16 protein-coding genes and 1 pseudogene are annotated in these 23,604 nt (G+C 52.4%); 7 read left to right on the forward strand and 10 right to left on the reverse strand.

The annotated features are described in order from the left end of the window. Positions 1–93: 93 nt before the first annotated feature. Positions 94–636: a YfaZ family protein gene (locus tag IB222_RS07495; RefSeq protein ID WP_071445251.1), complete on the forward strand. Its 543-nt coding sequence runs from the start codon at positions 94–96 to the stop codon at positions 634–636. Between the two features lie 79 nt (positions 637–715). Beyond that, positions 716–1,912, forward strand: a complete 1,197-nt coding sequence (locus IB222_RS07500; protein WP_060683509.1) for a nicotinamide mononucleotide deamidase-related protein YfaY — start codon at positions 716–718, stop codon at positions 1,910–1,912. Between the two features lie 38 nt (positions 1,913–1,950). Here IB222_RS07500 and IB222_RS07505 read toward each other — a convergent pair whose 3' ends face one another. The 4 genes from IB222_RS07505 to glpA form a co-directional block, all read right to left on the reverse strand. After that, the gene (locus IB222_RS07505) at positions 1,951–2,880 is read right to left on the reverse strand and encodes an Rpn family recombination-promoting nuclease/putative transposase (RefSeq protein ID WP_149384767.1); all 930 of its coding nucleotides are present in this window, start codon (positions 2,878–2,880) and stop codon (positions 1,951–1,953) included. Between the two features lie 183 nt (positions 2,881–3,063). Beyond that, positions 3,064–4,254 carry an anaerobic glycerol-3-phosphate dehydrogenase subunit GlpC gene (gene glpC / locus IB222_RS07510; protein ID WP_003834686.1) on the reverse strand — a complete coding sequence of 397 codons (1,191 nt, stop codon included), beginning with the start codon at positions 4,252–4,254 and terminating at the stop codon, positions 3,064–3,066. Next, on the reverse strand, positions 4,251–5,510 hold the full coding sequence (gene glpB, locus IB222_RS07515) for a glycerol-3-phosphate dehydrogenase subunit GlpB (protein ID WP_149384768.1): 1,260 nt from the start codon (positions 5,508–5,510) through the stop codon (positions 4,251–4,253). The genes glpC and glpB overlap by 4 nt, the downstream gene beginning before the upstream one ends. Beyond that, positions 5,500–7,128: an anaerobic glycerol-3-phosphate dehydrogenase subunit A gene (glpA, locus tag IB222_RS07520; protein WP_125112623.1), complete on the reverse strand. Its 1,629-nt coding sequence runs from the start codon at positions 7,126–7,128 to the stop codon at positions 5,500–5,502. Before glpA ends, glpB begins: the two co-directional genes overlap by 11 nt. 270 nt (positions 7,129–7,398) lie before the next feature. Between glpA and glpT the strand changes: the two genes are divergently transcribed. Continuing rightward, complete coding sequence (glpT, locus tag IB222_RS07525) at positions 7,399–8,757, forward strand: glycerol-3-phosphate transporter (RefSeq protein WP_003834677.1); 1,359 nt, start codon at positions 7,399–7,401, stop codon at positions 8,755–8,757. Between the two features lie 3 nt (positions 8,758–8,760). Then, a complete protein-coding gene (glpQ, locus tag IB222_RS07530) occupies positions 8,761–9,828 on the forward strand; it encodes a glycerophosphodiester phosphodiesterase (protein ID WP_003834675.1) in 1,068 nt (355 codons plus the stop codon). 60 nt (positions 9,829–9,888) lie between these two features. Here the strand turns inward: glpQ and IB222_RS07535 are convergent. Then, positions 9,889–10,772, reverse strand: a pseudogene (locus IB222_RS07535) (LysR family transcriptional regulator). Positions 10,773–10,932: 160 nt separating this feature from the next. Between IB222_RS07535 and IB222_RS07540 the strand changes: the two are divergent. Beyond that, positions 10,933–12,123 (forward strand): MFS transporter, encoded by a 1,191-nt coding sequence (locus IB222_RS07540; RefSeq protein WP_003834672.1) that lies wholly within the window; start codon positions 10,933–10,935, stop codon positions 12,121–12,123. A 3-nt stretch (positions 12,124–12,126) separates the two neighbouring features. Here the strand turns inward: IB222_RS07540 and yfaE are convergent, their stop codons facing one another. The 4 genes from yfaE to ubiG all read right to left on the reverse strand — a co-directional run bounded on the left by yfaE (position 12,127) and on the right by ubiG (position 17,055). Further along, complete coding sequence (gene yfaE / locus IB222_RS07545) at positions 12,127–12,381, reverse strand: ferredoxin-like diferric-tyrosyl radical cofactor maintenance protein YfaE (protein WP_003027609.1); 255 nt, start codon at positions 12,379–12,381, stop codon at positions 12,127–12,129. Next, positions 12,381–13,511, reverse strand: coding sequence for a class Ia ribonucleoside-diphosphate reductase subunit beta (gene nrdB, locus IB222_RS07550; protein WP_003834668.1), 1,131 nt, complete (start codon positions 13,509–13,511; stop codon positions 12,381–12,383). Before nrdB ends, yfaE begins: the two co-directional genes overlap by 1 nt. A gap of 110 nt (positions 13,512–13,621) precedes the next feature. After that, positions 13,622–15,907, reverse strand: coding sequence for a class 1a ribonucleoside-diphosphate reductase subunit alpha (gene nrdA / locus IB222_RS07555; RefSeq protein WP_003834667.1), 2,286 nt, complete (start codon positions 15,905–15,907; stop codon positions 13,622–13,624). 419 nt (positions 15,908–16,326) lie between these two features. After that, positions 16,327–17,055, reverse strand: a complete 729-nt coding sequence (gene ubiG / locus IB222_RS07560; RefSeq protein ID WP_008785314.1) for a bifunctional 2-polyprenyl-6-hydroxyphenol methylase/3-demethylubiquinol 3-O-methyltransferase UbiG — start codon at positions 17,053–17,055, stop codon at positions 16,327–16,329. 158 nt (positions 17,056–17,213) lie between these two features. On the opposite strand from ubiG, the gene gyrA reads away from it, so the two are divergent. Continuing rightward, positions 17,214–19,853, forward strand: coding sequence for a DNA topoisomerase (ATP-hydrolyzing) subunit A (gyrA, locus tag IB222_RS07565; RefSeq protein ID WP_003834662.1), 2,640 nt, complete (start codon positions 17,214–17,216; stop codon positions 19,851–19,853). Positions 19,854–19,974: 121 nt separating this feature from the next. Next, positions 19,975–22,821 (forward strand): two-component system sensor histidine kinase RcsC, encoded by a 2,847-nt coding sequence (gene rcsC, locus IB222_RS07570; protein ID WP_008785313.1) that lies wholly within the window; start codon positions 19,975–19,977, stop codon positions 22,819–22,821. Between the two features lie 118 nt (positions 22,822–22,939). On the opposite strand, the gene rcsB is transcribed toward rcsC, so the two are convergent. Next, on the reverse strand, positions 22,940–23,590 hold the full coding sequence (rcsB, locus tag IB222_RS07575; RefSeq protein ID WP_003027592.1) for a response regulator transcription factor RcsB: 651 nt from the start codon (positions 23,588–23,590) through the stop codon (positions 22,940–22,942). Positions 23,591–23,604: the final 14 nt, after the last annotated feature.

Raw genomic sequence — 23,604 nt, forward strand, 5'->3', positions numbered from 1 at the left:
ATCGCTTTTTTAGCTCATTGATTCCTCGCCATCTGACAGTACAATTCATCGGTTTTGGGGCTATGTTTTGATTCTTGCTGGAAAGGATAGAAAATGAAAAAAAGTTTACTGTTGGGTTTTGCCGGAATGCTGTTTGTTTCCGCGTCGGCGAACGCGATTAGCATTAATGGTCAGGCTGGCGAAGATTACACCAACCTTGGATTTGGTATAGGTACTGAGACCACCGGTCTGGCTGTCAGTGGTAACTGGATGCATAACGATGATGACGGTGATGTTGCCGGGCTGGGCCTTGGTCTGAATATCCCACTGGGGCCGCTGATGGCGACCGTTGGTGGTAAAGGTGTTTATACCAATCCAAACGATGGCGATGAAGGTTATGCTGCTGCTGTCGGTGGTGGTTTACAATGGCCAATTGGCGATAGCTTCCGTCTGTTTGGTGAGTATTATTACTCTCCTGATTCACTTTCCAGCGGTATCGACAGCTATGAAGAAGCGAATGCCGGCGCGCGTCTGACCATTATGCGTCCGCTGAGCATCGAAGCCGGTTATCGTTACCTAAACCTTGCAGGCAAAGACGGCAACCGTGATAACGCGATTGCTGATGGCCCGTACGTTGGGGTTAACGCCAGCTTCTAACATTTCTGGCGCGGCGTTCAGTCGCGCCTTCCCCCCTCCATGCGTTATAGTGTTTTCATCATAAAAGCAGGAGAACACGATGTTAAACGTGGAGATGCTATCCACCGGGGATGAAGTGTTGCACGGACAAATCGTCGACACTAATGCCGCCTGGCTGGCCGATTTTTTCTTTAATCAGGGTTTACCGCTAACACGCCGCAACACGGTAGGTGACAATCTTAACGATTTGGTCGCCGTTTTGCGTGAGCGTAGCGAACACGCCGATGTACTGATCGTTAATGGCGGTCTGGGACCTACCAGCGATGATTTGAGCGCGCTGGCAGCGGCAACAGCAAAAGGCGAAGGGCTGGTGTTGCATGAAGCATGGCTGGCCGAGATGGAGCGATATTTCCGCGATCGTGGCCGCGTGATGGCGCCAAGCAACCGCAAACAGGCTGAACTCCCAGCCAGCGCTGAGTTTATCAATAATCCGGTGGGTACCGCGTGTGGGTTCGCCCTGAAGCTTAACCGCTGCCTGATGTTCTTTACACCGGGTGTACCGTCAGAATTCAAAGTCATGGTGGAGCATGAGATCCTGCCTCGTTTGCGTGAGCGTTTCTCTTTGGCTCAACCCCCGTTATGCCTGCGATTAACCACATTTGGCCGTTCTGAAAGCGACCTGGCGCAGAGCCTGGATCCGCTCCCGTTGCCTCCGGGAGTAACAATGGGCTATCGCTCCTCAATGCCGATTATTGAGCTGAAGCTGACCGGTCCGGATTCCCAACGGGAAGCGATGCTGGCGCTGTGGCCAGAAGTTAAGCGGGTTGCCGGGCAGAATATGATTTTTGAAGGTACGGAAGGCTTACCCGCGCAAATCGCCCGCACGTTGCAAGAACGGCAATACAGCCTGACGCTGAGCGAACAATTCACCGGTGGTCTGGTGGCATTGCAGCTTTCTCGTGCGAATGCTCCGTTATTGGCGAGTGAAGTGGTTCCGCCCCAGGAAGAAACGCTGGCACAAACGGCGCATTGGATAACCGAGCGACGCAGCAAGCATTATGCTGGATTGGCACTCGCGATATCGGCTTTCGAAAACGAACATATTAACTTTGCGCTGGCCACGCCTGATGGGACACACGCCTTGCGCGTACGGCTGAATGCAAATCGCTACAGTCTGGCGATTCGTCAGGAAGTGTGCGCGATGATGGCGCTAAATATGCTGCGCCGCTGGCTTAACAATCAGGATATCGCTAGCGAACACGGCTGGATCGAAGTGGTTGAGTCGTTGACGATTTAATCATTGATTGGGAAGGCTAAATGCCTTCCCAATCTGGCTCATGCGGTGGTATCGCCAGGCAATAGCCCGGTAATTAACTGAACTAAATCACGATCAATACCTTGTTCCAGCATTATGTGAGCGATACGTAAGGCTTCTTCTTGTGTACCTTTTTGCACCCCTTGTTCTAACCCTTGCAGTATCCCTTCTTGCAGTCCATTTTGGTGGCCTTCCTGCCTGAGCCTCTCTGCAATTGTCATCAGCTTCTCCTTGTGATGGGGGGATCGTTCGGCAACTTCGCGGATAAACTCGCTGGCGCGAGAAACGTCGCCGTACCGTAGCAGGTAATTAAATAGCGTTTGTAGCTGGCTGTCATTAGCGGTGCTTGTAACTAATAGCGAGACCAGGCGGTCCACCAACCCCATCAAATCACGATCGCGGATATGTTTTTGCATCAACTCAAGCAGCGCAACCCCACGATGCTGCGCGATTTCATCGTCAGGTATTACGGTAAGGTCGACCAGCGGAAAGGCTTCTGAATAAAGCTGTCGTGCCAGCTGTGGATTGTCAAATTCATCCAGCCAGTTTAGTGACCAGGGATAAGGACTTTGTTGGCCGTGATAAAACAACATGGGGATCACCAGCGGCAGCGTTTTATTGCCGGCATCAAGATGATGCTGCATCGCCGAGGTGGCATATCGCAACAGGCGAAATGCCATGTGCGGTACCGCGGTACTCTGATGTTCAATAACACAATAAATATAGCCCAGGCCTTCGCGGGTTTTTAGTGACCACACTACGTCGGAGTAGTATGCGCGGAGATCCTGTTCGATAAAACTGGTGGACTCCAGCTTCAGCGTTTGTAAATCACATATCTCACGTAATGCGATGGGAAGGTGTATATCCAGAAAATCCCGAGCCATCTCAGGGTAAGACATTATCTTTTTAAAAACGGCATCATGTGGTGTAGATGTAGTGGATTTAGCCATGGTAGTCCGTCACCAGAAAGAGAAGATGGCGTGACGGTATCTACTTTTAATATGCACTGCATGTGGGAAATGGGTTCTTTGCGTGGATGAATCAGAGATAAATACGCCCGACTGCAACGTATTCAATTAAGCGGAACGGGCTACGCAAAAATGCCCGGTAGCAAATGCTACCGGGCAACAGAGTTAACCCAACGCTTTGGCAAGCAGGGTGATAGGATGTTCGCAGCGCTTGCTTGTTGACATCTCAATCTGCCATTTACAGGTTTCGCAGTCGGTGACGACGATATCAGCGCCGCTTTCTTCAATCTGGCGGAATAACGGTGCGCCGATAGACTGTGAAGTCGGATAGTTTTCCTTTTTAAAGCCGTAAGTCCCGGCAATCCCGCAACACTGAGAATCCAGCACCGTCAGCTCCAGCCCTGGAATTTGTCGCAGTAGCTCCAGCGTATAGAGCGTCCAGCCCATTTTCTCCATGTGACATGGCGTGTGATAGACCACCTTCAGCGGCAGCGTTTTCAGCGGCAGCGTTTTACCTTCATCCAGCTTGCGCCATAGCCAGCGGGTTGCCAGTTCAATGTGTTCACGCAGGCCTGAGTTGTCGACATCCAGCACTTCCGGATATTCATCACGTAGCGCAAAGGTACAGGTTGATGAGGTGGCAATCACCGGAATGCCTTTGCCATCAATTGCCTCTCTGAGTGAGGCCACGTTGCTTACTGCCTGCTTACGCGCTTTATCGGTAAAACCGTTGGCAATCAGCGGCACGCCGCAGCATTTCTCTTTACTCAGCAGTTGCACGCCGGTTCCCATCGCATTCAACACCTTGATCAGGTCTTTGCCGAGCTGGGGATGGTTGTAATTCACAAAACAGCCGTGGAAAAAGGCGACCTGATCCTGATACTGCGCCTGCTGTGCGGCAACGCTACGATACCAGCGGCGGAAGGTGCCAAAGGAGTACTTCGGCAGCGTACGGCGATGATCGATTTTTAACGCGTAATCCAGCAATTGACGCACCGGTTTTAATGAGGTGGCGGTATTCACTATTGGGGCGAAGGGGGTGGATACGCTACCCATTAAATCGGTATGGCTTAAGACAAAGTTACGCAACGATGGGCGCGTCGTGTCGTATTTGGCACGCGCGCGCTGGATGATATCGCCGATTTTCACGTCTGACGGACAGGCCACTTCGCAGCGTTTACAGTTGATGCAGTATTTCAGCGCGTCGTCATATAGCGCGCCATCTTTCAGGCGCAGACGTTCACCGTCCGGGCCGGCCTGCTTAGGGCCCGGGTAGCTCGGATTGACGCGGCTTACCGGGCAGGCGGTGGTGCACACCGTACATTTGATACAACTTTCAAAACGTGTGTCGCTCATTGCTGTCCTCCTGCACGTTTCGCAATATGATGCGCGGCATGTAAGGCGCTAACTGCGCACACGCCGCCTCCGCAACCCTGGGCGATAGGGTCGAATCCGCCGAGGACGGAACCGATGGCATACATGTTCTCTATCGTTTTTCCCGCCAGTGATGGACGCAATGCGGTATCGGTTGTTACGCCAAACTGTTGCCACGGTTGTGGATCGAAAACATCACGCTGATACCACTCGGCGCGGGTAGCTGTTTGCTGTACATCCAGTCCCAGGATTGGTTCGTGGATTGCCTCACGCGTGGCGACCAGCCCGCTGCTGAAGAAGCTGCCGCTGGCGAGCACGGCGAAACGTGGCCGCAAGGGGATATCGGCATGATTTCGGGTCCAGATTTCGCTGACCACGCCATCCTGACAGGTGATTTTTTTCACTTCATCACCCGGCATCCACACACCGCCCTGGCGCACAAACTGGCGCTGTAATTTGTTGTGCAAACGCATGCCCAGCACCGAAGGTGGTAGGGTCGGTAACAGTGTCAGCGAGCAGGGGAGGCGCTCGTTAAGCCACTGCCAGAGCCGCTCATCGGCCAGACCAAAGCATGCCGGCATGATTATCATGTCGCAGGTTTTTGCCATTGGCAGCAATGCGTCATAGAGCAGCGACCATTTATCTTCGTTATCCAGCAGGCGCGCAATATTAACGGTGCGAAACTCGGTTGGGTTATCACGCAGGACATCCAGCTCCGGCAGCTCGATTTCTGCCGCCTCGACGCTGAGATTGCGTTGGCGTAATGACGCTGCGGCGAGATGCGCCTGAAAATCCAGTAACCCGCTAATCCCTACAACGCAGATACGCTGCGCGGACAGCGGCCAGACCGGCACTTCCGGGGAACTTAACCAGGTTGAGCGCAGGGTGCCCAGCGGGGTAACACGTTGATGCGCCTGATGCACTTTGCCCTGCAAATGCGTTCCGCATTCATCCAGTAAATTTTGCGCCTGCTGGGCCAGTTCCAGAACGTTCTGCGTTCCGATGGTGCTATACGGATGTGTGGGTGCCTGAGTGCGCAGCGCATTCAAACCCGCTTCTATATCCGTCACCGGTTGACCATCGGGTAAGCTGCTGAGCAAATCCAGTGAGCCGGAGGAAAAATGCAGGGCGCTTTGGCCGCGGGTAACAATCGTGCAGCGCAGTCCGCTTTTTTGCAGTTGCAGGCCACATAGCAGTCCGGCGAGGCCGCCGCCGATAATGACGGTATCAAATTTCATCCTGGTGCTCCTTTTCCAGACCACACAACCCTTGATAAACCCAGCGCGTGAATTCGCTTTCGCGCAGCGCATCTCCCCAGGCGATAGGCTGCACGCCTTTCCAGCGTTCATTGAGGAAGTCGGAAAGCTGGGTAATGGACTGCGCTGCGGTAGTGACATTAAAACGTTGCAGTAAACCTGCGGCACGGCAGGCACACAATTCCCCCTGGCAGGTCCCCATTCCAACACGGGTACGGCGACGCAAATCGAGCAGGCTGTTGACGGTTAAATTCTCGACGGCGTATTGCACTTCGCCTGCGGTGACTGCTTCGCATTCGCAGACCAGACTGCGGTGCTGACGGCCTTCGCTAAGCCACGCAGGGGTGCGATCGCCGTGACGGTAGACCGCCGAGCCGCGCAGTGGCGCGGGCAATGAGATCACGCGTTTAAGCGTATGCTCGGTAGATTCCTGTGAGCCAGGCAGCGCGGTGTCTGCCGTTGTGCAAGGCTGGGTATTGCCCAGCTTACGACAAACGGCATCGGTGGCCCATTCCGCCATCAGGCGGTAGGTCATCAGTTTGCCGCCGGTAATGGTGATAAATCCGTCCAGTCCGTCACGTTCAGCGTGATCGAACAGTACAATCCCACGGCTGACGTTACGACCGCTTGGGTCGTCGTCGCTAGCCACCAGCGGGCGTACGCCAGAGTAGGCGCGTAAAATGCGCGTTTTCGCCATAATCGGCGCCAGCTTCTCGCCTTCACGCAGCAGAATATCGACCTCTTCTGCGGTGACGCGGTTGCTGTCGATATCGTCGTAATCAATGTGCTGTGAGGTGGTACCGATCAGTGAAATGGTATCGCCAGGCACCAGAATATCGGCGTCAGAGGGCTTACGGCAGCGGTTAATGACATGCTGGTTAATGCGATGATCCATAATCAGCAACGAACCTTTGGCCGGGAACATACGGATGCTCAGATCGGCATATTCCGCAATGCGTTGACCCCAGATCCCAGCGGCGTTGACGACAACCGGTGCATGCAGGGACTGCATTTCGCCTGTCAGATGATTGCGCACGTTAACGCCGCAAACCGTTGCGCCTTCGCGGATCAGTCCCGTCACTTCATGCGCCGTTAAGATAACCGCGCCATGCTCACGCGCATCCAGCATGTTAGCTGCTGTTAAGCGGAAAGGATCGACCGTGCCGTCTGGTACTTTTACTGCACCAATCAGCTGTGGATTCACAGAAGGTTCGATAATACGTGCCTGCTGAGGATCAATCGCTTCTGCGCGAATCCCTGCCTCTTCACAGGCGCGAATAAAGGTGGACTGGAAGGACAGCTCATCCTCCGGCAGGGTGATAAACAGACCGTCCGTTGGCTCAACGCAATGGCGGGCGATACGTTTCAGAATTTGGTTTTCGCTGATGCACTCACGGGCAGATTCAGCGTCGGTGACGGCGTAGCGTGCACCGCTGTGCAGCAGGCCGTGGTTGCGCCCGGTCGCACCTGTGGCGATATCGTGGCGTTCCACTAAGATGACGCGCAACCCGCGCAGCGCACAGTCACGTGCGATCCCTGCACCTGTTGCTCCTCCACCAATGATAATCACGTCACTTGTTTGCGAGTCGCGAGTTTTCATTGTTTTTCCTCACAGTTCGTTTTTTATCATTTAGCCACATAAAAAACATGGATTGTTTGATTTCGCGCATAATCGCTCATTATTCGAAAATGAAACGTGATTTCGTGCGCCTTTATGAACATTTGTCATAAATCTGTAACAATATGTGCTGCGTTTCACATTTTTGTTATGTATCTTTCCTTAACATCGCGGCCACACTGGGAGCGGTAGGGTAGTAATGACGAACTGCAGTGTTTACTTCGAATGAAAGACGGCCACGGAGGCTACACTATGTTGAGCATTTTTAAACCAGCGTCACACACGGCGCGTTTACCTGCAGCGGAGATCGACCCGACATATCGTCGATTACGTTGGCAGATTTTTCTGGGGATTTTCTTTGGTTATGCCGCGTACTATCTGGTACGTAAGAACTTTGCCCTTGCGATGCCGTATCTGGTTGAGCAAGGTTTCTCGCGTGGCGATCTGGGTTTTGCGTTGTCCGGTATCTCCATTGCTTACGGATTTTCGAAATTCATCATGGGGTCCATTTCGGATCGCTCGAATCCGCGCGTTTTCCTGCCAGCCGGTCTGATTCTGGCCGCCGCAGTGATGCTGTTCATGGGCTTTGTGCCGTGGGCGACATCGAGTATTGCTATTATGTTTGTGCTGCTGTTCCTCTGCGGATGGTTCCAGGGGATGGGCTGGCCTCCATGTGGCCGTACTATGGTGCACTGGTGGTCGCAGAAAGAGCGTGGGGGCATTGTTTCCGTCTGGAACTGTGCGCACAACGTGGGTGGCGGTCTGCCTCCGCTGTTGTTCCTGCTGGGTATGGCCTGGTTCAATGACTGGAAAGCGGCGCTGTATATGCCTGCTTTCGGTGCGATCGTCGTCGCGCTGATTGCTTTTGCCCTGATGCGTGATACGCCGCAGTCCTGTGGTCTGCCGCCTATCGAAGAGTATAAGAACGACTATCCGGACGATTACACCGAGAAAGCGGAAGAAGAGCTGACTGCGAAGCAGATCTTCATGCAGTATGTACTGCCGAACAAACTGTTGTGGTACATCGCTATCGCTAACGTGTTTGTTTATCTGCTGCGTTACGGCATCCTGGACTGGTCACCGACCTACCTGAAAGAAGTGAAGCATTTCGCACTGGACAAATCATCCTGGGCCTACTTCCTGTATGAGTATGCGGGTATTCCGGGCACGCTGCTGTGCGGCTGGATGTCGGATAAAGTCTTCCGTGGTAACCGTGGCGCGACCGGCGTGTTCTTTATGACGCTGGTAACTATTGCAACCATCGTTTACTGGATGAACCCGGCAGGCAACCCGAACGTGGATATGGCTTGTATGATCATCATCGGCTTCCTGATCTACGGCCCGGTAATGTTGATTGGTCTGCACGCGCTGGAACTGGCACCGAAAAAAGCGGCGGGAACGGCGGCTGGCTTTACCGGTCTGTTCGGTTATCTCGGTGGTTCTGTGGCCGCGAGCGCCATTGTTGGCTACACCGTTGACTTCTTCGGTTGGGACGGCGGCTTTATGGTGATGATTGGCGGTAGCGTGCTGGCGGTTATTCTGCTGGTAGTCGTCATGATTGGCGAAAAACGCCATCACGAAGAGATGGAACTGAAGCGTAACGGGGGCTAATAGATGAAAACCACATTGAAAAGTCTCAGCGTGGCGCTGATGCTCGCAGGTATGGTGGTCAGCAGTGCAGCGGTTGCCGCAGATAAAATCGTGATTGCGCATCGTGGCGCCAGCGGTTATCTGCCGGAGCATACGCTGCCAGCAAAAGCGATGGCCTATGCCCAGGGGGCGGATTATCTGGAGCAGGATTTGGTTATGACCAAGGATGACCATCTGGTCGTCCTGCATGACCACTATCTTGACCGCGTCACCGATGTTGCCGAGCGTTTTCCGGATCGTGCGCGTAAAGATGGGCGTTACTACGCCATCGACTTTACGCTGGATGAAATTAAATCGCTGAAATTTACCGAAGGCTTCGATATCGAAAATGGCAAAAAGGTCCAGACCTACCCAGGGCGCTTCCCGATGGGTAAATCTGATTTCCGCGTGCACACGTTCGAAGAAGAGATTGAGTTTGTTCAGGGATTAAATCATTCCACCGGTAAAAACATCGGTATTTACCCGGAAATGAAAGCACCGTGGTTCCATCACCAGGAAGGGAAGGACATTGCGGCTAAAACACTGGAAGTACTGAAAAAGTACGGGTATACCGACAAGAACGACAAGGTCTATCTACAGTGTTTTGATGTTGCAGAGTTGAAGCGCATTAAAAATGAACTGGAACCGAAGATGGGGATGGATCTCAATCTGGTACAGTTGATTGCGTACACTGACTGGAATGAAACCCAGGAGAAAAAGCCGGACGGCAGTTGGGTGAATTACAACTACGACTGGATGTTTAAACCGGGTGCCATGAAGCAGGTTGCGCAGTATGCTGACGGTATTGGGCCGGACTACCACATGCTGATTGATGAGAAGTCGAAGAAGGGCAATATCTCGTTAACTGGCATGGTGCAGGACGCACATCAGAGTAAGATGGTGGTGCATCCTTATACCGTTCGCGCCGATCAACTGCCGGATTACACCACTGACGTAAACCAGCTGTATGACATTCTTTATAACAAGGCGGGCGTTGACGGGCTGTTCACCGACTTTCCCGACAAAGCAGTGAAATTCTTGAATAAAGAGTGATGGCGTAAGGCCTGTGATGCACCTCCGGTCACAGGCCTTAATGGATGAACGTTTTAACTGCTAGATAAGGCCGTCTGCTGTCAACGTTTCCATACATGCCTGCAGGAGAAATAAAGGGCTGCCGTCCACCGGCGGCTCTTTTGCCAGTAAGGATATCTGTCGATAGAACGTTGGTTCCAGCGCGACTGAGCGTACTTTCCCACCAACCGCCTTCAGCGTTAATTCCGGTAATAATGCTATACCCAGCCCCTGACGAATAAAGCTCATCGCGGTATCCGGATGGTTAAACTCGTATTTAATGACCGGTTCAATCCCCTTCTCTTTAAATAGCGCCATGATGCTTAATTCATAGCGACCTTTGCTGATAATGAGCGGTTCTCCAACCAGTTGTTCCACTGAAATCGTGCTATTGGCCGCCAGCGGATGGCTTTCAGGAACTACAACGGTAAATTTGTCGCGATACACCGGTACGCAGTACATGCCATTTACCGGGAAATGCACAAATCCCGCATCGATATCCCCACTGCGCAGGGAATCAACTATTGCCGTGCTGTTTTCTTCATAAGGGATAATTTTGATATGCGGGTGGTGCTGTTCGAAGTGGTGGATGATGCCGGGCAAAATGCAGGCACAGGCGCTGGGAAAGCAGCCGATACGCAGGGTTCTGGCCGGGTTTTGTCGCTCCTGCTCGGCAATCTCTTTCACCGCGTTGGTTTCAGACACGATCGTCCGCAGGTGTGAAACGATCCGACTCCCGGCCGGACTAAGTTGAATGTCTTTGCGGCGTTCGCGGATAAGAATATCAACCCCTAGCTCTTCCTCTAGCGTAGCGCTGAAATTGCCTGGCTAACGGCGGATTGGGTCATGTACAGCCGCTTGCTGGCTTCGGTAAATCCACCGTACTCAAGTACGGCAAGCAGGGCGTGGATCTGGGTTAGTGTCATTAGTTCCCTCTAATCAACAATATTAAAACGATTAATTTCTCTAATATAATGGACCTGTTTATACTTGCGGTCTACCGTAAAATCACTCTTCGACGCACCTGTCCGTAGTTCAGTTGAGCTGAGCGTTGCCTGCGTGCGCCGTCTGGACAGGTTGTCGAATATGAAAGAAAAACTGTGGACGAAAGATTTTTGGGCAATAACGATAATCAGCTTTATTATATTTTTTGTTTTTTATGTCCTGCTCACGCTGTTACCGATCTATATTTCGGATCGTCTGCATGCCACTCCAGATAAGGCCGGATTATTAGTCACCTTCTTTTTGGGGGCCGCAATTGTTGTGCGCCCGTTTGCGGGACAATGGGTAGGAAAATATTCGAATAAAACAATTCTGGTGCTCTCTTCTCTGGCCTTTTTGGTGGTCACTGCGCTGTATCCTGTTTGCCACTCAATTGAATCACTGCTGTTGATTCGGGTGCTTCATGGTGTAACGTTTGGCGTTATTACTACGGTAAAAGGAACGATTTCCGCGCGGTTGATACCGGCCTCCCGACGTGGGGAGGGCATCAGTTTTTTCTCGTTAGCCATGGGACTGGCAATGGTTGTGGGGCCGTGGGTAGGGCTGAACATGGCACGCTGGGGAGCTTTTACCACAGCATTCTGGCTGTGTAGCGCGGTTGCCGTACTGGGTATTATCCTGTCATTGATTGTCGCCGTACCGCCGGTTATCCGTCATGCTGACGGCTCAAAACCGAAGCTGGGATTTGCGGCAATGTTTGATCGCGCCGCACTGCCTTTCGCGATGGTGACGTTTTTCATGACCTTTTCCTACGCGGGCGTTTCCGCTTTTCTCGCACTGTATGCGCGCGAGCTCGATCTGATGGCCGCCGCCAGTAATTTCCTGTTGTGTTACGCCATTTGCCTGATGATCTGTCGAACCTTTACCGGCAATGTTTGTGATAAAAAAGGGCCGAAATACGTGGTCTATCCGTGTTTGCTGGCTTTCACAGTCGGGCTGGTGGCTCTTGGCTATACTAACGGTAGCATTATGATGATTATTTCCGGTGGATTAATTGGCATCGGTTATGGTTCGGTCACACCCGTATTTCAGACACAAATTATTAGTTCGGTGGAACCCCATAAAATTGGTATCGCCAATTCGCTGTTTTTCAATGCGATGGATGCAGGAATGGCAATCGGCGCGTTTATCATGGGGATGATGGTCGAGGGTGTGGGATATCGGGCGATTTATCTGGTGGGGGCGCTGCTGGTGGTACTGGCCGGGGCGTTGTATATCATGCAGATGAAAAAACGCGGAGACGTGGTACTGGTCTCCGCGCATGAAGTTCACTAAACACTACAGCTCTATTTCAATATCGCCTTTTGCCCGGCAACAGCACGGCAATATTTCACCGGGCTGAATGAAGGCCAGCGGTTCTGCAATCCAGTCAACCTGTCCCGCCACCAGGCGGGTACGGCAGGAGCCGCAGTAGCCTTCACGACACTGATATTCGACTTCAACATCGTGCGACTCGAGCGCGGCAAGCAGGGAAGGGTGTTCATCCTGGCACAGCAACTGCGTGCCAGAGATGCGCAGAGTAACGCGGCCCATCAGAGCTGGAAGTTACTCAGATCGTCAGTATCGACTTCTGCATCGATCTGACCGACCAGATAAGAGCTGACTTCCACTTCCTGCGGCGCAACCTGGACGTTGTCAGACACCAGCCAGGTATTGATCCAAGGGATCGGGTTAGAGCGTGTCTGGAACGGCAGATCGAGCCCAACAGCCTGCATACGGATGTTGGTGATGTACTCAACGTACTGGCACAGAATGTCTTTGTTCAGGCCAATCATTGAGCCATCACGGAACAGATAGTCCGCCCACTCTTTTTCCTGCAGCGCGGCCTGTACGAACAGGTCGTAGCACTCTTGCTTGCACTCTTCGGCAATTTCCGCCATTTCCGGATCGTCCACGCCGCTGCGCAGAAGGTTCAGCATATGCTGAGTACCGGTCAGGTGCAGGGCTTCGTCGCGGGCGATCAGACGGATAATTTTTGCGTTACCTTCCATCAGTTCACGTTCGGCGAAGGCGAAGGAGCAGGCGAAGCTGACATAAAAGCGGATCGCTTCCAGCGCGTTCACGCTCATCAGGCACAGATACAGCTTCTTCTTCAGCTCACGCAGGTTTACGACAACCGTTTTACCATTAACGGTATGCGTACCTTCACCGAGCAAATGCCAGTAGCTGGTCATCTCGATCAATTCGTCGTAGTAGCTGGAGATGCCTTCTGCGCGTTTCTGGATTTGCTCGTTGGTGACGATATCGTCAAACACCACCGCCGGATCGTTAACAATATTACGGATGATGTGGGTGTAAGAGCGGGAGTGGATCGTTTCAGAAAACGCCCACGTTTCCACCCAGGTTTCCAGTTCAGGGATCGAGATTAACGGCAGCAGCGCGACGTTAGGACTACGTCCCTGAATGGAGTCCAGCAGCGTCTGATACTTCAGGTTGCTGATGAAGATATGTTTTTCATGTTCCGGCAATGCCTGGAAGTCGATACGATCGCGAGAAACATCGACTTCTTCCGGACGCCAGAAGAAAGAGAGCTGCTTTTCGATCAGTTTTTCAAAGATGTCATATTTTTGCTGGTCGTAGCGGGCGACGTTCACCGGCTGGCCGAAGAACATCGGTTCCAGAAGCTGATCATTTTTCGTCTGTGAAAAAGTGGTGTATGCCATTAATGTGAATCCTGTCTGGAATGTACTGCCGGATGCGCTTTGCTTATCCGGCCTACAATACCGCGAATTAATTTGTAGGCCGGGTAAGCGTTACGCCACCCGGCAAAAGATTAAATCTTACATGCGCCGCTTTCGCAGCCATCGTCCTGAATGGACGGTACCAGATCGTCCTGAGAGTCTTCCGCACCGTCACGGGTGTTCTGATAATACAGCGTTTTGACACCAAATTTGTAGGCGGTGAGCAGGTCTTTCAGCAACTGCTGCATCGGTACTTTTCCGGACGGGAAGCGCGACGGATCGTAGTTGGTGTTGGCGGAAATCGACTGATCGATAAATTTCTGCATGATGCCTACCAGCTGCAGATAGCCGTCGTTGTTTGGCATTTCCCACAGCAGTTCGTATGCGTCGTGCAGGTGTTCGTAGTCCGGCACGACCTGACGCAGAATCCCATCTTTCGATGCTTTGATGCTCACGTAACCGCGTGGCGGTTCAATACCGTTGGTGGCGTTGGAGATCTGCGAAGAGGTCTCGGACGGCATCAGGGCTGACAGCGTGGAGTTACGCAGGCCGTGAGTCTTGATAGATTCACGCAGCTGTTCCCAGTCCATATGCAGCGGTTCGTTAGCGATAGCATCAAGATCTTTTTTATAGGTATCAATCGGCAGAATACCTTTCGCATAGGTGGTTTCGTTAAACCATGGGCATGCGCCTTGCTCTTTTGCCAGCTCGTTAGAAGCCTTCAGCAGGTAATATTGAATCGCTTCAAAGGTTTTGTGAGTCAGGTTATTGGCGCTGCCGTCAGAGTAGCGTTTACCGTTTTTCGCCAGCCAGTAAGCGTAGTTGATCACGCCAATACCCAGCGTACGACGACCCATCGCACCGCGTTTGGCGGCCGGAATCGGATAATCCTGGTAATCGAGCAGCGCATCCAGCGCACGTACCGCCAGTACAGCCAGCTCTTCCAGTTCGTCCAGACTTTCGATAGCGCCCAGGTTAAATGCGGACAGCGTACACAGCGCAATTTCGCCGTTTTCATCGTTAACGTCGGTCAGCGGTTTGGTCGGCAGGGCGATTTCCAGGCACAGGTTGGACTGGCGTACCGGCGCGACAACCGGATCAAACGGGCTATGGGTGTTGCAGTGGTCAACGTTCTGAATGTAGATACGACCGGTCGAGGCACGTTCCTGCATCATCAGTGAGAACAGCTCAACTGCTTTTACGCGCTGTTTGCGGATGCTGTCGTCGTTTTCATATTGGGTGTACAGACGCTCGAACTCATCCTGATCGGCGAAGAACGCGTCATACAGACCCGGGACGTCGGACGGGCTAAACAGGGTGATGTCGCCGCCTTTCAGAAGACGGGTATACATCAGCTTGTTGATCTGTACGCCATAGTCCATGTGACGAACGCGGTTGCCTTCGACGCCACGGTTGTTTTTCAGGACCAGCAGGCTTTCAACTTCCAGGTGCCACATTGGGTAGAACAGCGTGGCTGCACCACCGCGTACGCCCCCCTGAGAGCAGGATTTCACCGCAGTCTGGAAATGCTTGTAGAACGGAATACAGCCGGTGTGGAACGCTTCACCGCCGCGAATCGGGCTACCCAGCGCACGGATGCGACCAGCGTTAATGCCGATACCGGCACGCTGAGAAACGTATTTCACAATTGCGCTGGAGGTTGCGTTGATGGAGTCCAGGCTGTCGCCGCACTCGATCAGTACGCAGGAGCTGAACTGACGCGTTGGGGTACGCACGCCGGACATAATTGGCGTCGGCAGCGAGATTTTGAACGTAGAAACGGCGTCGTAGAAACGTTTTACATATTGCAGACGTGTTTCACGCGGATAGTTAGAGAACAGGCAAGCCGCTACCAGAATGTAGAGGAACTGTGCGCTTTCATAGATCTCACCGGTAACACGGTTTTGCACCAGATATTTACCTTCCAACTGCTTCACCGCCGCGTAGGAGAAGGTCATATCACGGTCGTGTACGATGAACGAGTCCATCTGCTTGAACTCTTCTTCCGTGTAGTCTTCCAGCAGATGATTGTCGTATTTGCCCATTTCAACCATTTTCACGACATGGTCGAACAGCTTTGGCGGTTCAAACTCACCGTACGCTTTTTTACGCAGATGGAAAATCGCCAGACGGGCAGCCAGATATTGATAATCCGGCGCTTCGCGGGAGATCAGGTCGGCGGCTGCTTTGATGATTGTTTCATGGATGTCGGAGGTCTTGATTCCGTCATAAAACTGAATGTGGGAGCGCAGCTCGACCTGAGAAATCGATACGTTATTCAGTCCTTCTGCCGCCCAATCCAGAACTCGGTGGATTTTGTCGAGATTGATGCGCTCTGTACTACCATCACGCTTTGTCACCAGCAGACTCTGATTCATGTGGTTTTTTACCTGTCCGTGAAAGAAAAAATATCCCCCATATTATCCACAGAGTCATGTTGTGACTAAGTCTGTGGATAAATACTATATGTAGGGGTTGTTTGATAAAATAGACGCTATATGGTGAGTATTCTAGTAGGGATTCTTTTCAGCACAAGAGTTGATTTTGAGGTTAAATTGAGGTTGCAAAAGGGTGATAATCGCTAAGTGCGCGTCTTATAAGGCCTGGCGGGGATGTCAATAATTGAGAAAAAAAATAGAAAATTTGATCGAGTGCTGATTTCTTCATCTAAGGCAAGGAAAGTTCTTATGATCTGGCACAGGATTTGTAGGCCTGATAAGCGAAACGTCATCAGGCATGGTTCCAGTAAGCATGCCGGATGGCGGCGTTGCACGCTTTATCCGGCCTACAGGAGCGGTTAATCAACCTTGGCGGTGGTATGTACCATATAGTTCACATCAACGCCCGGGCCAAGTTTGAAGGTGTTGGTGATGGGGTTGTAATGCAGGCCGGTCATATGACGCTCTTTCAGTACGGTCTGGTCAACCCACTCTAATAATTCAGCAGGCTTAATAAACTTTTTCACATCGTGCGTGCCTTTCGGCACCATGCGCAGAATATATTCCGCTCCGACCACCGCCATCAGCCAGGATTTACCGTTGCGGTTAAGCGTGGAGAAAAATACTTCGCCACCCGGTTTGACCAGCCTGGCGCAAGCTCTGACCACTGACTGTGGGTCTGGCACGTGCTCCAGCATTTCCATACAGGTGACAACGTCATACTGATGTGCATGCTTTTCCGCATGCTCTTCGACGGTTTCTTGTACGTACTCTACCTGGATACCGCTTTCCAGCGCATGCAGTTTCGCTACCTGCAGCGGTTCAAAACCCATGTCCAGTCCGGTGACGGTGGCGCCTTCGCGCGCCATACTCTCCGCCAGAATACCGCCGCCGCATCCGACGTCGAGTACCTTTTTACCAAACAGGCCGCCTGAGCGCTCAGTAATATAGCCCAGACGCAGTGGGTTAATGCGGTGCAGCGGCTTAAATTCACCCTCAAGATCCCACCAGCGTGACGCGACTGCTTCAAACTTGGCAATTTCTTCATGGTCAACGTTGTGAGCTACCGGAGGTTTTTCGGCATTCATTGGGGCTTCTACTCCTAAATTTGCGATGCAAATGAGTATATCAGCCTGACGGGATGAATAAAGCCTCTGTCAGGGGGAATCCATTTACCTGAATCTGCACGGATGTGTTATAATTTGCGACCTTTGAATCCGGGATACAGTAGAGGGATAGCGGTTAGATGAGCGACCTTGCGAGAGAAATTACACCGGTCAACATTGAGGAAGAGCTGAAGAGCTCCTATCTGGATTATGCGATGTCGGTCATTGTTGGCCGTGCGCTGCCGGACGTCCGAGATGGCCTGAAACCGGTTCACCGTCGCGTACTTTACGCCATGAACGTATTGGGCAACGACTGGAATAAAGCCTATAAAAAATCTGCCCGTGTCGTTGGTGACGTAATCGGTAAATACCACCCTCATGGTGATACCGCCGTTTACGACACCATTGTTCGTATGGCGCAGCCATTCTCCTTGCGCTACATGCTGGTAGATGGTCAGGGTAACTTTGGTTCTGTCGATGGCGACTCCGCAGCGGCGATGCGTTATACGGAAATCCGTATGTCGAAAATCGCCCATGAGCTGATGGCTGACCTGGAAAAAGAAACGGTTGATTTCGTCGACAACTATGACGGCACCGAACAAATTCCTGACGTCATGCCGACCAAAATTCCTAACCTGCTGGTGAACGGTTCGTCCGGTATCGCGGTAGGTATGGCGACCAACATTCCGCCGCACAACCTGACCGAAGTGATCAACGGCTGTCTGGCATATATTGACGATGAAGACATCAGCATTGAAGGGCTGATGGAACATATTCCGGGTCCGGACTTCCCGACTGCCGCGATCATCAACGGTCGTCGTGGTATCGAAGAAGCCTACCGTACCGGTCGTGGTAAAGTGTACATTCGCGCACGCGCGGAAGTCGAAGCGGATGCCAAAACGGGTCGTGAAACCATCATCGTTCACGAAATTCCGTATCAGGTAAACAAAGCGCGCCTGATTGAGAAAATCGCCGAGCTGGTAAAAGACAAACGCGTTGAAGGCATCAGCGCGCTGCGTGACGAGTCTGACAAAGACGGTATGCGCATCGTGATTGAAGTGAAACGTGATGCGGTCGGGGAAGTGGTTCTGAACAACCTCTATTCCCAGACCCAACTGCAGGTTTCCTTCGGTATCAACATGGTTGCATTGCACCATGGCCAGCCGAAGATCATGAACCTGAAAGATATTATTGCCGCGTTCGTACGTCACCGCCGTGAAGTCGTTACCCGTCGTACTATCTTTGAACTGCGTAAAGCCCGCGACCGTGCGCACATCCTTGAAGCGCTGGCGATTGCGCTGGCGAACATCGATCCGATCATCGAACTGATCCGCCGCGCGCCGACCCCGGCTGAAGCGAAAGCTGCGCTGGTTGCGCGTTCGTGGGAACTGGGCAACGTTTCCGCCATGCTGGAGCGTGCCGGTGATGACGCCGCGCGTCCTGAATGGCTGGAGCCGGAATTTGGCGTGCGTGACGGTCAGTACTACCTGACTGAACAGCAGGCCCAGGCGATTCTGGATCTGCGTTTGCAGAAACTGACCGGCCTTGAGCACGAAAAACTGCTCGACGAATATAAAGAGCTGCTGGAACAGATCGCTGAACTGCTGCACATTCTGGGCAGCGCCGATCGTCTGATGGAAGTTATCCGTGAAGAGATGGAGCTGATTCGTGAACAATTCGGTGACGCTCGTCGTACTGAAATCACCGCGAACAGCGCTGACATCAACATCGAAGATCTGATTAGCCAGGAAGATGTTGTCGTAACCTTGTCTCATCAGGGCTACGTGAAATATCAGCCGTTAACCGATTACGAAGCGCAGCGTCGTGGCGGTAAAGGTAAATCAGCAGCACGCATTAAAGAAGAAGACTTTATTGACCGCCTGCTGGTGGCCAACACCCATGACACGATCCTCTGCTTCTCCAGCCGTGGTCGTTTGTACTGGATGAAGGTCTATCAGTTGCCGGAAGCAAGCCGTGGCGCGCGTGGACGTCCAATCGTCAACCTGCTGCCGCTGGAAGCTAACGAACGTATTACCGCAATTCTGCCAGTACGTGAGTACGAAGAGGGCGTGAACGTCTTCATGGCAACCGCCAGCGGCACCGTGAAGAAAACGGCGCTGACCGAATTCAGCCGTCCGCGTTCTGCCGGTATTATTGCGGTTAACCTGAACGAAGGCGACGAACTGATTGGTGTAGATCTGACATCTGGCAGTGACGAAGTCATGTTGTTCTCTGCGGCAGGTAAAGTAGTGCGCTTTAAAGAAGATGCTGTCCGTGCAATGGGTCGTACCGCGACCGGTGTACGCGGTATCAAGCTGGCGGAAAAAGATAGCGTGGTATCGCTGATCGTTCCGCGCGGTGAAGGTGCGATCCTGACCGTTACTCAGAACGGTTACGGTAAACGTACGGCGGCGGAAGAGTATCCGACCAAGTCTCGTGCGACCCAGGGCGTTATCTCCATCAAGGTTACCGAGCGCAACGGTTCCGTTGTTGGCGCAGTGCAGGTTGAAGATACCGACCAGATCATGATGATCACCGACGCAGGTACGCTGGTACGTACTCGCGTGTCGGAAATCAGCGTGGTAGGGCGTAATACCCAGGGTGTGATCCTTATCCGTACTGCGGAAGACGAAAACGTCGTGGGTCTGCAACGCGTTGCTGAACCGGTTGATGATGAAGAGCTCGACTCCATCGACGGAAGCGCAGCTGAAGGTGACGAGGATATCGCACCTGAAGCGGAAAGCGATGACGATGCAGCAGCGGATGACGCTGACGAGTAATTAAGACGCTATAAAAAGGGCCGGAGAAATCCGGCCCTTTTTTTAATGGCATTGCGACAAAAGACATTTACCGCTACCTTAACCACACTCTATTAATGCCCTGAGGCGGAGCTTCGCCCCTTTGAAATACCTTGCTTCCGTTCATTCAACCCTAAAAGTCTCACGCTACCTGTTTAGAGCGTTGGCGCTCGTTATCTGGTGTCTGATTGCGTTTGCTTCCGTGTTCTACATTGTGAATGCGCTGCACCAGCGAGAGTCTGAGATCCATCAGGAGCTTAATCTCAGCTCCGATCAGGCCCAGCGCTACATTCAGCGCACATCTGATGTCATTAAAGAGCTGAAATATATTGCCGAGAATCGCTTAACGGCGGAAAACGGTGTGATGTCGCTGCGGGCGCGAGATGATAAAACCGTCGTGCCTAATTTTGAGCCGTTGTTTGCCGACTCCGACTGTTCTGTCATGGGCAACGCCTGGCGAGGTTCTCTGGAATCACTGGCATGGTTTATGCGCTACTGGCGCGACAACTTTTCCGCCGCCTATGATTTAAATCGAGTGTTCCTGATCGGCAGCGACAACCTCTGTATGGCCAATTTCGGTTTGCGTGATATGCCCGTTGAACGTGACGAGGCCCTGAAGGCGCTGCATGAGCGCATTATTAAGTATCGTAATGCTACCCAAGACGAAAATGGCAACAACTTGTTCTGGATCAGCCAGGGGCCACGTCCGGGAGTAGGGTATTTCTATGCGCTGACGCCGGTTTACCTCGCCAATCGCCTCCAGGCACTGTTGGGCGTAGAGCAGCCAATTCGCATGGAGAATTTCTTCACGCCGGGCAGTTTACCGATGGGCGTGACCATCCTCGACGAAAATGGGCATGCGCTAATTTCTCTCACTGGCCCTGAAGGGAATATTAAGGCTGAGCCCCACTGGATGCAGGAACGCTCCTGGTTTGGTTACACACCGGGTTTCCGCGAGCTGGTATTGAAGAAGAATCTGCCTCCGTCCTCCCTGAGCATCGTGTACTCCGTACCGGTCGATCTGGTGCTGGAGCGGATCCGCATGATGATCCTGAACGCTATCTTGTTGAACGTGCTGGTCGGGGCGGCATTGTTTATGCTCACGCGCATGTATGAACGGCGCATTTTTATTCCAGCGGAAAGCGATGCTCAGCGTCTGGAAGAACATGAGCAGTTTAACCGTAAAATCGTAGCTTCTGCGCCGGTGGGTATTTGTATTCTGCGCACGATGGATGGCATTAACATCCTGAGTAACGAACTGGCGCACACCTATCTGAACATGCTGACGCATGAAGACCGTCAGCGGTTAACGCAAATTATTTGCGGCCAACAGGTCAATTTTGTTGATGTGCTGACCAGCAACAATACCAATCTGCAAATCAGCTTTGTGCACTCGCGCTATCGCAATGAAAACGTGGCAATTTGTGTCCTGGTTGATGTCAGTGCGCGCGTTAAAATGGAAGAGTCGTTGCAGGAGATGGCGCAGGCGGCGGAACAGGCCAGCCAGTCCAAATCGATGTTCCTTGCGACGGTGAGCCATGAGCTACGTACACCTCTATATGGCATTATCGGTAACCTTGATTTGTTGCAAACCAAAGAGTTACCGAGTGGGGTGGATCGTCTGGTAACGGCGATGAATAACTCTTCCAGTCTGCTGCTGAAAATTATCAGCGATATTCTCGACTTCTCAAAAATTGAATCTGAACAGCTGAAGATTGAGCCGCGAGAGTTTTCACCGCGTGAAGTCATGAACCATATTACGGCTAACTATTTGCCGCTGGTGGTCCGCAAGCAGTTGGGGTTGTACTGCTTTATCGACCCGGATGTGCCTGTGGCGCTGAATGGCGATCCGATGCGTTTACAACAGGTGATTTCTAATCTGCTGAGTAACGCAATCAAGTTTACCGATACCGGTTGTATTGTGCTGCACGTGCAGTGCAGCGGCGACTACCTGAGCATTCGAGTGCGTGATACCGGTGTAGGGATCCCTGCCAAAGAGGTGGTTCGGTTGTTCGATCCTTTCTTCCAGGTGGGGACTGGCGTACAGCGTAATTTCCAGGGAACGGGACTCGGTTTGGCGATTTGTGAAAAACTGATCAGCATGATGGATGGGGATATTTCCGTCGATTCCGAGCCGGGAATGGGGAGTCAGTTTACGCTACGTATTCCGCTGTATGGCGCACAGTATCCGCTGAAAAAGGGTGTTGAAGGATTGGCCGGTACGCGTTGCTGGCTGGCAGTACGCAATGCGTCACTGTACCAATTTCTCGAATCCAGCCTGACGCGTAACGGGATGACGGTGCTGCGATATGAGGGACAACAGCCCGATGCGGATGACCTGCTGGTGGCTGACGATGTGCTGGAACAGGCGTGGCAGGGACGGGCTGCGGTGATTTTCTGCCGCCGCCATATTGGCATTCCGCTGGAAAGAGAGCCTGGAGAATGGGTACACAGCGTGGCGTCACCGCACGAACTGCCTGCGCTGTTGGCGCATATATACAGTGTAGAGTTGGGGAGTGAAGATCTCTCCACGGCGCTGCCAGCCCCGGATAAAGCCGGTGCGACGAACGATGACATGATGATCCTGGTTGTTGACGATCACCCTATCAACCGGCGCTTACTGGCCGATCAGCTGGGATCGTTGGGATATCAGTGTAAAACGGCGAATGACGGTGTGGATGCGCTCAATGTACTCAGCAAAAACCATATCGACATTGTGCTGAGTGACGTCAACATGCCAAATATGGATGGTTATCGCCTGACGCAGCGTATCCGCCAGCTAGGGTTAACGCTGCCTGTTGTGGGGGTAACGGCAAACGCGCTTGCCGAAGAGAAGCAGCGTTGTCTGGAATCAGGTATGGATAGCTGTCTGTCCAAGCCGGTGACCTTAGACGTATTGAAGCAAACGCTGGCGGTCTATGCGGAAAGAGTGAGAAAAACGCGGGGATAGGGAATAAAAGAGCCGGATGGCGGCGTTAGTCTTATCCGGCCTACGAAACGTGCACGATGCTGTGTGTTCGTAGGCCTGATAAACGCAGCGCCATCAGGCATTTTGACGTGATAAAGAATTATTCTTTGTCTGACGGACTCAGCGTCACGGAGGAGAGGTAATTCAGCAGTGCGATATCGTTTTCCACACCGAGCTTCATCATTGCCGATTTTTTCTGGCTACTGATGGTTTTAATGCTGCGGTTGAGCTTTTTGGCGATCTCAGTAACCAGGAAACCTTCGGCAAACAAGCGCAGAACTTCACTCTCTTTCGGTGACAGACGTTTGTCGCCATAGCCGCTGGCGCTGATTTTCTCCAGCAGACGAGACACGCTTTCCGGGGTAAATTTCTTACCTTTCTGCAGCGCGGCCAGCGCTTTTGGCAGGTCGGTTGGCGCACCTTGCTTCAGTACGATCCCTTCAATATCGAGATCCAGTACCGCGCTCAGGATAGCCGGATTGTTGTTCATGGTCAGAACGATAATCGACAGGCTCGGGAAATGACGCTTGATATATTTAATTAACGTGATCCCATCACCGTATTTATCTCCCGGCATGGAGAGGTCGGTAATCAACACATGCGCATCCAACTTAGGCAAATTGTTGATCAGTGCAGTGGAGTCTTCAAATTCGCCGACAACATTTACCCACTCGATTTGCTCAAGTGATTTACGAATACCGAACAGTACAATCGGGTGGTCATCGGCAATAATTACGTTCATAGTGTTCATGTATTGGGCTACCT

It is taken from the genome of Citrobacter sp. C13 (assembly GCF_014596815.2).
Taxonomy (GTDB): domain Bacteria; phylum Pseudomonadota; class Gammaproteobacteria; order Enterobacterales; family Enterobacteriaceae; genus Citrobacter; species Citrobacter portucalensis.

Coding starts and splice junctions, on each gene's coding strand:
- glpQ (WP_003834675.1), top strand. CDS start 8,761: ATGAAAACCACATTGAAAAGTCTCAGCGTGGCGCTGATGCTCGCAGGT.
- nrdB (WP_003834668.1), bottom strand. CDS start 13,511: ATGGCATACACCACTTTTTCACAGACGAAAAATGATCAGCTTCTGGAA.
- IB222_RS07540 (WP_003834672.1), top strand. CDS start 10,933: ATGAAAGAAAAACTGTGGACGAAAGATTTTTGGGCAATAACGATAATC.
- IB222_RS07500 (WP_060683509.1), top strand. CDS start 716: ATGTTAAACGTGGAGATGCTATCCACCGGGGATGAAGTGTTGCACGGA.
- nrdA (WP_003834667.1), bottom strand. CDS start 15,907: ATGAATCAGAGTCTGCTGGTGACAAAGCGTGATGGTAGTACAGAGCGC.
- glpA (WP_125112623.1), bottom strand. CDS start 7,128: ATGAAAACTCGCGACTCGCAAACAAGTGACGTGATTATCATTGGTGGA.
- glpB (WP_149384768.1), bottom strand. CDS start 5,510: ATGAAATTTGATACCGTCATTATCGGCGGCGGCCTCGCCGGACTGCTA.
- ubiG (WP_008785314.1), bottom strand. CDS start 17,055: ATGAATGCCGAAAAACCTCCGGTAGCTCACAACGTTGACCATGAAGAA.
- rcsB (WP_003027592.1), bottom strand. CDS start 23,590: ATGAACACTATGAACGTAATTATTGCCGATGACCACCCGATTGTACTG.
- glpT (WP_003834677.1), top strand. CDS start 7,399: ATGTTGAGCATTTTTAAACCAGCGTCACACACGGCGCGTTTACCTGCA.
- IB222_RS07495 (WP_071445251.1), top strand. CDS start 94: ATGAAAAAAAGTTTACTGTTGGGTTTTGCCGGAATGCTGTTTGTTTCC.
- yfaE (WP_003027609.1), bottom strand. CDS start 12,381: ATGGGCCGCGTTACTCTGCGCATCTCTGGCACGCAGTTGCTGTGCCAG.
- IB222_RS07505 (WP_149384767.1), bottom strand. CDS start 2,880: ATGGCTAAATCCACTACATCTACACCACATGATGCCGTTTTTAAAAAG.
- gyrA (WP_003834662.1), top strand. CDS start 17,214: ATGAGCGACCTTGCGAGAGAAATTACACCGGTCAACATTGAGGAAGAG.
- glpC (WP_003834686.1), bottom strand. CDS start 4,254: ATGAGCGACACACGTTTTGAAAGTTGTATCAAATGTACGGTGTGCACC.